This is a genomic window from Microbacterium sp., from assembly GCF_011620665.1.
Taxonomy (GTDB): Bacteria; Actinomycetota; Actinomycetes; order Actinomycetales; family Microbacteriaceae; genus Microbacterium.
Genome location: NZ_WOYQ01000043.1, coordinates 1 through 11,901, shown reverse-complemented (window position 1 = coordinate 11,901; position 11,901 = coordinate 1). Strand labels below are relative to the sequence as shown.

Genomic DNA, 11,901 nt, shown 5'->3' with positions numbered 1-11,901 from the left:
CGGCATCCGCTCCACCTGCGTGTCCCACTTTCGGTCGCTCGCAGACCCTCAGGTCGACACAATCTGGGACGCACCCCGCTCGAAGTGGGACACGGTGTGCGGAAATGGGGACGGACTGCGGGAGGAAGGGGACGCGGGGATGCTCAGGCGAAGCGGTCGGTGGCCGCGCGCAGCGCCGCGGCGATGCCCGGCTCGCTGGCGGAGTGACCGGCATCCGGAACCACGACGAAGTCCGCCTCGGGCCAGGCGCGGTGCAGCTCCCACGCCGTCATGATCGGCGTGCACACATCGTATCGGCCCTGAACGATGACTGCCGGGATGCCGCGGATCGCCGCGACATCCTCGATCAGCTGCCCGGGGCGCAGCCAGGCGTCGTGCATGAAGTAATGGTTCTCGATGCGCGCGAACGCGACCGCCGCCTCGGGCTCGGCCATCGCTGCGACGAGGTCCGGGTCAGGGCGAAGCGTCAGCGTCGATGCCTCCCACGTCGTCCACGCCACCCCGGCCGGTCGGTGCACGGCCGGATCGGGGTCGGTGAGCTGCCGGTGGTAAGCCTCGATCATGCGCGAGCGCTCGAGCACGGGGATCTGCGCGACGAAGTCCTCCCACAGATCGGGGAAGATCGCCGCCGCGCCCCCCTCGTAGAACCATTCGAGTTCGTGGCGGCGCAGCGTGAAGATTCCGCGCAGGACGAGCTCGGTCACCGCCGACGGATAGCTCTGCGCATAGGCGAGGGCGAGAGCCGAGCCCCAAGAGCCGCCGAACACCTGCCACCGCTCGATCCCGAGGTTCCGGCGCAGCAGTTCGATGTCGGCGACGAGGTGCCACGTCGTGTTGAAGCGCAGGTCGGCATCCGGTTCGCTCATGTGGGGCGTGGACTTGCCGCAGCCGCGTTGGTCGAACAAGACGATGCGGTAGACCTCCGGATCGAAGAAGCGGCGGTGCCATGGCGAAGTGCCCCCGCCCGGGCCGCCGTGAAGGAACACCACGGGCTTTCCCGAGGGGTTGCCGGACTGCTCCCAGTAGACGCGCTGACCGTCACCGACGAGGAGGAATCCGGTTTCGTAGGGCGCGATCTCGGGGTAGAGGATGCCGTCCAGATCAGCAACGGTCACAGCTTCCTCCCTGAGATGGCGAGGGCACCGCAGCCATCCCCGACGGGTCCGCGCCTCTTCGCGCCGCTGCCCCCCACGCCGGCAATATCGTTGTAAGTCATGCGCTCACCGTATCGCGCGACCCCGGCGCAGGCCCGGAACGGCGCCTTCTGAAGCTGATGAGGAGTCGAGGCAGGCTGTGAGGACCCGCCTCGGCACCAACGGGATTGGCTACCACCGGTGGGGCCACCAGCTGCGCCTTGACTCCCCAGCTGCGCCTCGACTCCCGCACAGTCTGCCCGGCGCAACCGTCCCCACACGACCGGGGGCCGGCACCCGGTCTGCCTTCACATCGCCCGATGGCAACCGGTCAGGTGGTCGTCGACCATACCGGCCGACTGCATCAGCGCATACATCGTCGTCGGACCGACGAAGCGGAACCCCGCCTTCCGAAGCGCTCTGCTCATGGCGTCCGACGCCGCCGTGGTCCCCGGCACCTCGGCGAGCAACGCCGGTCGGCGATGCGCGGGCGGTGCGAACGACCACATCCATGCGTCCAGCTCGCCCGGAGACATCTGCAGGAGGAGCTGGGCGTTGCCGATCGTCGCGAGGATCTTCGCGCGGTTGCGGATGATCCCGGCATCCGCCATCAGCCGTTCCACGTCGTCGTCGCCGAACGCCGAGACCGCCGCCGGCTCGAAGCCGGCGAACACCTCACGGAAGCGCGGACGCTTACGCAGGATCGTGATCCACGACAGTCCCGCCTGGAAGCCCTCAAGAGACATCTTCTCGAACAGCGCGCGGTCGCCGTGGAGCGGCCGGCCCCATTCCTCGTCGTGATAGCGGCGATACTCGGGGTCTCCACCCACCCATCCGCAGCGGGCGAGTCCGTCGGGTCCGATCCGCAGGTCGCTCACTCCGCCAGGCTAGCCGCGGCGTGCGACACGCGGACTCCGCAGATCGTCACCTTCTCCGCACCAGGCACCCGGGATCCTGCGGACTCGGCGCACAGCTGCGGACTTCATGCGGCGGCGACGACCGCCAGGACCGCCTCACCATAGGCTTCGCGCTTCTTCGCCCCGATGCCGGTGATGCCGTCGAGGTCTTCGAGCGACCGCGGGCGGACATCCGCGAGCGCCCGCAGCGTCGCATCGCCGAAGATGATGTACGCCGGCATCCCCTGCTCCTTCGCGACGCCCGCGCGCCACGCGCGGAGGGCTTCGAACAGGTCGCGATCCCCATCTGCGACATCGGCGGATGCCGGGGCCTTGCGCGCCCGCGGCGCTCCACCGCTGCGCCCGAGCACGTCGCGCCGCAACGGCACCGCCGTCTCACCGCGCAGTACGGCGGCCCCCTCTTCGCCGACGGCCAGGACGCCGTAGTCGCCCTGCGCCACGACGATGCCGCGCGCCAGCAGCTGCCGGATGACACTGCGCCAATCCTGATCGCTCAGATCCGCGCCGAGGCCGTAGGTGCTGAGCCCATCGTGGCCCTGCTGCCGGATGCGCTCGGTCGACGCGCCCCGCAGGATGTCGACGAGGTGCCCTGCACCGAATGCCTGATTGCGCTCGCGCTGCAGCCGGATGATCGTGGAGAGCAGCTTCTGCGCCGGGATGAGGCCGTCCCAGGTGTCGGCCGGGGTCAGACAGGTGTCGCAGTTGCCGCACGGATCGGAAGGCTGCCCGAAATAGCCGAGAAGGTTCTGGCGCCGGCAGGCGACCGTCTCGCACAGGGCGAGCATCGCATCGAGGTGCTGCCCCATCCGCAGCTTGTAGGCGCGATCGCCCGGCGACTGCTCGATCAGGCGCCGCTGCTGGACGACGTCGCCCAGGCCGTAGGCCATCCAGGCGACAGCGGGCTCGCCGTCGCGTCCCGCGCGGCCGGTCTCCTGGTAATAGCCCTCGACGGATTTCGGCAGGTCGATGTGCGCGACGAAGCGGACATCGGGCTTGTCGATGCCCATCCCGAAGGCGATCGTCGCCACCATCACGACGCCGTCCTCCCGCAGGAAGCGGTCCTGATTGCGCGCGCGGATGCCGGTATCCAGCCCCGCGTGGTAGGGAAGGGCGTCGATGCCCTGCGCGCGCAGGTGTTCCGCCGTCTGCTCGACCGACTTGCGGCTGAGCGCGTACACGATGCCGCACGCACCCACGCCCGCCGTGCGGATGAACTGCACGAGCTGCCGGCGCGGATCGACCTTCGGCTCGATGCGGTACTGGATGTTCGGCCGGTCGAAGCTTGCGACGAAGTGGCGGGCATCCGGCAGGCGGAGCCGTTCGGTCAACTCGGAGTGCGTCTCCCGCGTCGCCGTGGCGGTGAGCGCCATGCGCGGGACGCCCGGGAAGCGCTCGGCCACGTCGCCGAGCGCGAGATAGTCGGGGCGGAAGTCGTGGCCCCATTGGCTCACGCAGTGCGCTTCGTCGATCGCGATGACGCTCAGCCGGCCCTGCTGCAGCAGGCGGGTGGTGGCCGCTGAGCTGAGGCGCTCGGGCGCGACGTAGATCAGATCGAGCTCACCGGCGAGGTAGGCCCGCTCGATCCCCTCCCGCTCGGGGGCGGACTGCGTCGAGTTCAGGTACGCGGCACGCACGCCGTTGGCGATGAGCGCGGCGACCTGATCGTGCATGAGGGCGATCAGCGGGCTGATGACGAGCCCCGTGCCGGGGCGCACGAGCGCGGGCACCTGGTACGTGATCGACTTTCCGCCACCGGTCGGCATGAGCACGACCGCATCACCCCCGGCGATCACGTGCCGGACGATGTCGCCCTGATCGCCACGGAAGGCGTCGTAGCCGAAGACCTCTTTCAGCACCGTGACCGGATCCGCGCCGGTGTGCTCACGCCCGTCCAGCTGCAGGACGGATGCCGTGTGCGCCTCGACGGGGGTGTGGAGCGACGGTCGCGGGGTGTCTCCCTGAGCACGCACCGCGTGGGCGAGCGCGGCGCCATAGCCGTCGAACTCGGGCGGCGGCGGCGCGTCGTGGTCATCGGGCGGAGTCAGCCCGTCGACATCCCACGGCACATCGGCGTACGGATCGTCGTGGTCCGAGTGCCTGGCGCCGCGTTCACTCACCAGTCCAGGCTAACCGCGGCATCCGACACCCGCGTCCACCGCGAACACGCGCCTCAGCCCGGATCGATCGCGGGCAGGAAGCGAGTAGGTCCCGCCGCCGGTCGCGGTCAGAGGCGGACGACCTCGGTCACGCGCACGACGGCCGTGCCCTCGAGGACGGATGCCGCCAGATCCACCTCGGCGCGGATGCGCCAGTCGTGGTTTCCGTCGGGGTCGTCGAGGGTCTGCTCGACGCGCCAGCGGTCCGTCTCCTCCGTGATCTCGCACAAGTGCGGCGAGCGCGCCGGACCACCCGTCAGCAGCTCGTCGTGCTCGTCGTAGTAGGCGTCGAGCACGCCTGGCCAATCGACCGCCGGGTCGAGTTCCTCCAGCGCATCATCCGCCTGCAGCGCCGCGAGCTGCACCCGGCGGAACAGCTCGTTGCGCACGAGCACCCTGAATGCCCGCCGATTCGTGAGCACCGACGGCGGCGCGGGCGGAACGATGGGGGCATCTGGATCGACAGCCGGGTTCACGAGCGCCGACCACTCGTCCACGAGGCTCGAATCCACCTGGCGGACGAGCTCGCCGAGCCACTCGATGACATCCAGCAGCTCGTCGGTGCGCGCATCGGCCGGCACGGTCTGGCGGATCGCGCGGTAGGCGTCGCTGAGGTAGCGCAGGACCAGTCCCTCGCTACGAGCGAGTTGATAGAACGACACGAACTCGCCGAAGGACATCGCCCGCTCGAACATGTCGCGGACGACGGATTTCGGGCTCAGCTCGAAGTCGCGCACCCAGGGCTGGCTCGACGCGAACGTCTCGAACGCCTGCGCAAGGAGGGCGTCGAGCGGCTTGGGCCAGGTGACCTCCTCGAGCAGCGCCATGCGCTCGTCATACTCGATCCCGTCGCGCTTCATCGCGGCGACGGCCTCTCCCCGCGCCTTGTACTCCTGCTGAGCGAGAATCGCGCGGGGGTCATCGAGGGTCGCTTCGATGACACTGACGACATCGAGCGCATAGTGCCCGGTGCCGGTGCCGGTGCCGGTGCCGCGCGAAGCCCGCAGGATGTCGCCAGCTCCGCTGGATTCGGAGTCATCTCTGCGGAGTTCCTGACGTTCTGCGGCGGTGAGGTCGCTGTCCGGCGAGAGCAGCCCGATCGCGGCGAGCGCGAAGGGCGACAGAGGCTGGTTCAGGGCGAAGTTCGGCTGCAGGTCGACCGTGAGACGGATCCGGGGGGTGGATGCCCGGGACACCTCGACGATCCCAGCCACCACGAGTGTGCGGAAGATGGCGATCGCGCGTCGAGCGAGGGCAAACTGCCGCGTGCGGGGCTCGTGGTTGTCGAACACGAGCGAGCGGACATGACCGAAAACGTCTCCCCCGCGACCGATGACGTTGATGAGCATCGCGGCGGTGAGCTTCAGCTGCGGCGCGAGCGGCTCGGGCTGCGCCGCGACGAGCCGCTCGAACGATCCCTCGCCCCAGTTGACGACACCGGTGGGCGCCTTCTTGCGGACGATCTTCTTGCGCTTGGCAGGGTCATCGCCGGCTTTGGCCAGCGCGGCCGCGTTCTCGATCTCCCAGTCCGGCGCCATCACGACGACGTTGCCGTAGGGATCGTAGCCCGGCCGGCCGGCACGGCCCGCGACCTGCTGGAACTCGCGGGCGCTCAGCTGCCGCATCCTGGTGCCGTCGTACTTCGAGAGGGCGGTGATGAGCACCGTGCGAATCGGCACGTTGATCCCGACCCCGAGCGTGTCGGTGCCGCAGATCACCCGGAGCAGCCCGCGCTGGGCAAGGGTCTCGACCAGGCGGCGATAACGGGGCAGCATCCCCGCGTGGTGAACGCCGATCCCCGCTCTCACAAGACGCGACAGCGTCTTGCCGAAGCCGGTCGTGAAGCGGAAGTCGCCGATGGCTTCGGCGATGGCGTCGCGCTGCTCGCGCGTCGTGATCTTCACCGAGGCGAGGGCCTGAGCACGCTCGAGGGCCGCCGCCTGTGAGAAGTGCACGATGTAGACGGGCGCTTCGCCCCGCTCGAGCAGCGCTTCGAGGACCTCGTGCACGGGTCGGCGCTCGTAGGAGAAGTGCAGCGGCACGGGTCGGTCGACGCCGGTGATCTCGGCCACCGGACGATCCGTGCGACGCTCGAGGTCGGCGGCCAGATCGGTGACATCGCCGAGCGTGGCGGACATCAGCAGGAACTGCGCGCGCGGGAGCATCAGGAGCGGCACCTGCCACGCCCATCCCCGGTCGGGGTCGCCGTAGAAGTGGAACTCGTCCATGACGACCTGGTCGACGGCGGCATCCTCCCCCTGTCGCAGAGCCATGTTGGCGAGGATCTCGGCCGTGCAGCAGATGATCGCGGCATCCGGATTCACCGCCGAATCCCCCGTCACCATCCCGACGCTCCCGGCGCCGAAGATCTCCACCAGCGCGAAGAACTTCTCACTGACGAGAGCCTTGATCGGCGCCGTGTAGTACGAGCGTCCGCCCGCCGCCAGACACGCGGCGTGCGCGGCGATCGCCACCAGCGACTTCCCGGTGCCGGTCGGAGTCGACAGGATCACGTGGGCGCCCGAGACGAGTTCCATGATCGCTTCATCCTGCGCGGGGTACAGCGTGATGCCGCGCCCGGCGCTCCACCGCACGAACGCGTCATAGACCTCGTCGGCCGAGGATGCGGGTGACAGGCCCTCGGTCAGCGTCGGCGCGGTCATGACCCGAGTCTGCCACCCGCTGTGCACCCGCCCGCGCGACGGCTCAGTCGCGCCAGGACTTCGCCGCCAACACCCGGGCGGCGGCGGCTTCGACCTGCAGCGCGAAGGCCGGATCGGATTGCGCCCGGGCAAGCGCGGCGTCGTACATCGCCGGCAGCACGGACGGATCGGCCGACACGAGCACCAGGTCGACCCCGGCCTCGATCGCCCGCACCGCGCGATCGCCCGGCGGGATCGCCTGCACCTGCGCGGCAGCCGACAGATCGTCGGTCATGACGACCCCTGTGAACCCCACCTGCTCGCGCAGGAGCCCCGTCACGACCGCCGAAGAAAGCGCGGCCGGGCTCGCGCCGTCGATCCGCGAGTAGACCGCCGTGCTGATCATCACGACGCAGGGTCCGGCCGCAATGAGCCCCCGGTACGCAGCGACGTCGGGCGAATCGACGCCGATGACATCGTCGACGACGTTCGCGGCGGTGTCGGTGTTGGCGCTCACGCGCCCGAGCCCGGGAAAGTGCTTGAAGGTCGGAAGGATGCCGGCGGCCCTCATCCCGTCGGCGAACGCGCCCGCTGCGGTGCTGACGGTCCGCGCGTCATAGCCGTACTGGCGTCCGAGAGCGCCGATCGGCGGATTGTCGAACCGGGTGTCGTGGCTCGTGACGATGTCGGCGACGGGGGCGAGGTTCATGTCGACGCTCGCCGCGGCGAGCTGCTCGCCCCAGTGCCGCGCGTTCCGCTGCAGGACGGATGCCGGATCATCCGCCTGCCGGATCGCATACGGGATGTCATCGACCCCGGGGCCGCGGATCACCTGCACTTCTCCGCCTTCCTGATCGGTCGCGACCCACAGCGGGATTCCCCCGGTCGTCTGCGGCGCGACGAGGGCGCTGAACTGTGCGACGACAGGAGCCACGGCACCGGCCCCGCCGCGCGTGCGCCCATGCAGGAAGATACTGCCGACGTGTCGATCCGACACGGCCGAAAGGGTCTCCGGCATCGCGGAAGTCACGCCCGTGCCGACCATGAAGAGCTGTCCGACCTCCTGCTCGAGGGTCAGCGCTGAGACGGGATCCGGAGTCGGCGTCGGGGTCCGAGCCGAGGTCGGCGCGTGGGACGCGGTCGGCGACGGAGCGGGCGCCGCGGAGGTGCACCCGGACAGTGCGAGCACGCCGACCGCGAGAACCGCCCACGTGTGTCGCATGCGGCCATCCTCTCGGTTCGGGCCGTTCGGCGCCACCACCGGCCCGCTCTCTGGCGGAACACCGTGGACCGCGCCTACGTTGGACCCGAAGAAGACTCCACCCCTCAAAGGAGACAGCCATGAGCGAACCCACGCCGATCGTCGTCCGCAATGACGACAAGAATCGCTATGAGATCCACCTCGACGACACCGTCGCCGGTTTCACGGAGTTCGAGGCGGACGACCACGGGCGTCTCGCCTTCCCGCACACCGAAGTCGACCCGGCGTTCGGCGGCCGCGGGCTCGGTGGGACGCTCGTCGGGCAGGCGATGGCCGATGTCGCCGCCCGCGGAGAAACCGTCGTACCGGTCTGCCCGTTCGTCGTGAAGTACCTGCACTCGACGGAGGTGCCGGGACTCGACATCGCCTGGCGGCCGACGGCCGACGAGGCCGGAAGCAACCAGGTGGATTCTCCGGACGCGTGACCGCAGGGCCTATTTGTCACGGCCGGGCCCTCGGGGCGCGCCGGTAGGGTGAGCCTGTGACCCGAAGCACACTCCTGCCGACGCGCGTTCTTCTCGTATGCGCGGCGATCGGTGTCGCGACGGGGATGGTGGGCGGGGTCGCAGGGGCCGTGACGCCCCTGGTGCTGGTCGGCGCGCCGTTCGCATACGGCCTCGTCCTCGGCGCACACGTGCTGCCGGGCATCGTCGCCCAGGAGGTCTTGCGTCGACCGCTGGTCGCCCTGATCGCACACCTGATGGCGGCACTCGTCGCGAGCGCGTTCAACCCCGCGTGGATCTTTCGCTTCCTCGGGACGGCACTGCTGTTCGGCGCGATCCAGGAGGGTGTCGCCGCGCTGACGCGCTACCGGGTGTGGGGCCCCTGGCGCTTCTTCGTCTCAGCGGTGATCATCGGCGTTCTCGTCGCGGTCGCCGTCTTCTTCGCCGCCGATCTGGGCGCACTCGCGCCCTGGGCGCAAGTCGCGTATCTCGCGATCTCGGTTCTCGGTCCGATCGCCTGGACCGCCCTCGGGCTCGGCATCGGTGCGTCCCTGCGTCGCGCCGGGGTCGCCCGGGCGTAAGCGATACGCCGAGCGAAGTTAGGGCAGGCTAAGTTGGGGAAGTGATATCCGCGCCCGTGCCACTGCTGCGCGTCGAAGATCTCGGCATCCGTCACGACGGAGCTGCCGTCGCGGCACCGTCCTCGGCGACGTTCGAGATCGCCCGAGGCGAGGTCGTGCTGCTCCTCGGCCCGAGCGGAGCCGGCAAGTCCACGCTCGCGCTCTCCCTGAACGGCCTCATCCCGCACGCCGTGCCCGCCGAGATGACGGGCACGGTCACCGTCGCGGGCAGCGACACCGCGTCCACGCCGGTGGCTGAGCTCAGCACGCAGGTGGCCATGGTCTTCCAGGACCCCGATGCCCAGCTGGTGACCGGCACGCTGCTGGACGAGGTCGCGTTCGGTCCGGAGAATCTGCGGCTCCCCCTCGAGGAGGTGCTCGCCCGCACGGAGGTCGCGCTGCGCCGTGTCGGCCTGTGGGAGCGCCGCCACGACAACCCCGATCGCCTGAGCGGCGGCGGACGTCAGCGCCTCGCGATCGCGTGCGCGCTCGCCATGGGATCGCCGCTGCTGGTGCTCGACGAGCCCACGGCGAACCTCGACCCCCAGGGGATCGAGGAGGTCTACGCCGCGCTGGGCGAACTGGTGGCAGCGGGCGATCGTGCGATCCTGCTGGTGGAGCACAACCTCGACGCCGCGATCGCGATCACCGACCGGGTCGTGGTGCTCGATCACGCCGGACGCACGATCGCCGACGGCACTGTGGATGCCGTGCTCCGCGCGCGCGCGGCGGAGCTCGATGCCATCGGAGTGTGGCTGCCCGTCGCGACCCTTGCGGCTCTGCGGCTCAGGGAAGCCGGATGGAACCTCGACCCGCTGCCGCTCGATCCCCTAGAACTGCGGACGGCGCTCGACGCCGTCGAAGCCCCGGCATCCGCCGCCGATTCTGCAGAGCGCTCCCCCGGAGTGCATTCGTCCTCTCCGAGAAATCCCGCGCAGATCGAGGTGCGTGACCTCACCGTTCGCCGCGGTGCGGCCGAGGTGCTCCACGGTGTGGATCTGACCGTGCACGCGGGGGACTTCATCGCGATCGTCGGCGCGAACGGCGCGGGCAAGACCACACTGCTGCAAGCGATCGCCGGAGTCGTCCCGCCGCCGCGCGGCCACGTGCTGGTCAACGGGCGCGACGTCGCGCGCACGGACCTCCGCACCCTGTCGAGGCAGATCGGCTTCGTGTTCCAGAACCCCGAGCACCAGTTCATCGCGCAGACCGTCTTCGATGAGCTGGCGCACGGGTTGCGACGGCAGAAGCTCGACGAACCCGCCGTGCGCACCCGGACCGAGCAGATGCTCGAGCGCTTCGGCCTGCACGAGAAGGCGGACACGCACCCCTTTCTGCTCTCCGGAGGACAGAAGCGCCGCCTCTCGGTCGCCACGGCACTGGTCACGGGAGCCCCGGTATTGGCGCTCGATGAACCCACGTTCGGCCAGGACCGAGCGCGCGCGGACGAACTCATGCACCTGCTGCGCGAGCTGAGCGAGGCCGGCACGACAATCCTCGTCGTCACGCACGACATGCAGTTGGTCACCGAGTATGCGCACCGCACGATCGTCGTGAGCAGCGGACGCGTCGTAGCCGACGCGGCGACCGCCGCGATCTTCGACGATGACACCCTGCTGCGTTCGGCGGGGCTCCGCCGACCTCCCCTGCGGCGCGCGTTCGCGGATCTGCGGCATCCCGCGCTCTCTTCGGTGACACGGCTGGCCGATCTGCCGCGCCCCCTGGACCCGAGCAGGACCGCTTCGTGAGCGACGCGACGATCGATCCGTGGGTCGCGGCGCCACCGTCCCGGAGATTCCTCTACGGCCTGAACCCGCTCGCGAAGCTCGCCGCGCCCGTTCCGGCGATGGCGTTGCTGGTCTTTTCACGCGACCTCGCCACTCCGCTCACCTTCATCGCTCTGGCCTATCTCGTGGCGCTGATCGGAGCGCAACCGACCGCGCGGGCCATGTTGCTGCTGTTCGTGGTGCTGCCATTCGCGGCGACGTTCGTGGGGCTGGGCATGACGCTGTGGGCCGACGCTTCCCGCGTGGACACCTCTGTCGCCGTGCTCACCATCGGCGGCTGGACCCTCTACGGCGGCGCCGTCGAGATCGGAATGGCGACCGGCGTGCGACTCGCCGCGATCATCGCGCTGGGGCTGATGGCGGGGCTCACCACCACGGGCCCCGACCTCGTGCGTGCGGCCGTGCAGCACCTGCGGGTGCCCTACCGCTTCGGCTACACGGCGCTGGCTGCGTTCCGCTTCGTCCCACGGTTCGGATACGAGCTCGAGGTGATCCGCCAAGCCCACCGCGTGCGCGGCGCGCACGACGGGCGCGGACCCCTCGCCGCGCTTGCACGATGGTGGGGATACATCGTGCCGCTGCTGGCCGGTTCCATCCGGCATGCCGAGCGGGTCGCGCTGGCGATGGATGCCCGGGCCTTCGGCGCCGCCCCGGAGCGCACCGAGCGCCACCTGGTCCCCTGGCGCAGGCGGGACACCGTCTTCGTCGTGGCCTTCTGGGCGGTGTCGGCCGGCATCCTCATCTTCTTCTTTCCCTGGACCCTCCGCTGAACCCCCACCCGGCACACTCAACTCCGCAGAGTGTCGCCTTCCGCGCACCGAGCACCGCAGATCCTGCGAAGTTGACGCGCGTCTGCGGAGGTGAGTCGGCCTGAGACACCGGCGCTCACGCCGGCGGTCAGCCCCGTCCGGTCAGCGCTTGCCGACGATTTGGCGCGAGACG

At 69.9% G+C, this 11,901-nt stretch carries 9 protein-coding genes; 4 read left to right on the top strand and 5 right to left on the bottom strand.

Features of this window, described 5'->3' with window-relative positions:
• Positions 1-143: 143 nt before the first annotated feature.
• The 5 genes from pip to QZV81_RS05950 form a co-directional block, all read right to left on the bottom strand.
• Positions 144-1,115 carry a prolyl aminopeptidase gene (pip, locus tag QZV81_RS05970; RefSeq protein ID WP_292834251.1) on the bottom strand — a complete coding sequence of 324 codons (972 nt, stop codon included), beginning with the start codon at positions 1,113-1,115 and terminating at the stop codon, positions 144-146.
• Between the two features lie 326 nt (positions 1,116-1,441).
• A complete protein-coding gene (locus QZV81_RS05965; protein WP_292834248.1) occupies positions 1,442-2,011 on the bottom strand; it encodes a DNA-3-methyladenine glycosylase I in 570 nt (189 codons plus the stop codon).
• 104 nt (positions 2,012-2,115) lie between these two features.
• Positions 2,116-4,167, bottom strand: a complete 2,052-nt coding sequence (gene recQ, locus QZV81_RS05960) for a DNA helicase RecQ (RefSeq protein WP_292834245.1) — start codon at positions 4,165-4,167, stop codon at positions 2,116-2,118.
• A 107-nt stretch (positions 4,168-4,274) separates the two neighbouring features.
• Entirely contained in the window at positions 4,275-6,869 is a 2,595-nt protein-coding gene (locus QZV81_RS05955; RefSeq protein WP_292834242.1) for a DEAD/DEAH box helicase, read from the bottom strand.
• A 43-nt stretch (positions 6,870-6,912) separates the two neighbouring features.
• Positions 6,913-8,070 (bottom strand): glycoside hydrolase family 3 N-terminal domain-containing protein, encoded by a 1,158-nt coding sequence (locus QZV81_RS05950; RefSeq protein WP_292834240.1) that lies wholly within the window; start codon positions 8,068-8,070, stop codon positions 6,913-6,915.
• Positions 8,071-8,189: 119 nt separating this feature from the next.
• Here QZV81_RS05950 and QZV81_RS05945 point away from each other — a divergent pair, with 119 nt between their 5' ends.
• Genes QZV81_RS05945 through QZV81_RS05930 form a run of 4 tightly spaced genes read left to right on the top strand, consistent with a single transcriptional unit; the run spans position 8,190 to position 11,729 of the window.
• The gene (locus tag QZV81_RS05945; protein WP_292834235.1) at positions 8,190-8,534 is read left to right on the top strand and encodes a GNAT family N-acetyltransferase; all 345 of its coding nucleotides are present in this window, start codon (positions 8,190-8,192) and stop codon (positions 8,532-8,534) included.
• Between the two features lie 56 nt (positions 8,535-8,590).
• Entirely contained in the window at positions 8,591-9,133 is a 543-nt protein-coding gene (locus QZV81_RS05940) for an ECF transporter S component (RefSeq protein ID WP_292834230.1), read from the top strand.
• A gap of 41 nt (positions 9,134-9,174) precedes the next feature.
• Positions 9,175-10,920: an ABC transporter ATP-binding protein gene (locus QZV81_RS05935; RefSeq protein WP_292834227.1), complete on the top strand. Its 1,746-nt coding sequence runs from the start codon at positions 9,175-9,177 to the stop codon at positions 10,918-10,920.
• Positions 10,917-11,729, top strand: coding sequence for an energy-coupling factor transporter transmembrane component T (locus QZV81_RS05930; RefSeq protein WP_292834224.1), 813 nt, complete (start codon positions 10,917-10,919; stop codon positions 11,727-11,729). The genes QZV81_RS05935 and QZV81_RS05930 overlap by 4 nt, the downstream gene beginning before the upstream one ends.
• The last annotated feature ends 172 nt before the right edge of the window (positions 11,730-11,901 follow it).

Bases quoted from the DNA above. Each gene is read 5' to 3' on its own strand.
- QZV81_RS05955 (WP_292834242.1), bottom strand. From the start codon at position 6,869: ATGACCGCGCCGACGCTGACCGAGGGCCTGTCACCCGCATCCTCGGCC.
- QZV81_RS05950 (WP_292834240.1), bottom strand. From the start codon at position 8,070: ATGCGACACACGTGGGCGGTTCTCGCGGTCGGCGTGCTCGCACTGTCC.
- QZV81_RS05945 (WP_292834235.1), top strand. From the start codon at position 8,190: ATGAGCGAACCCACGCCGATCGTCGTCCGCAATGACGACAAGAATCGC.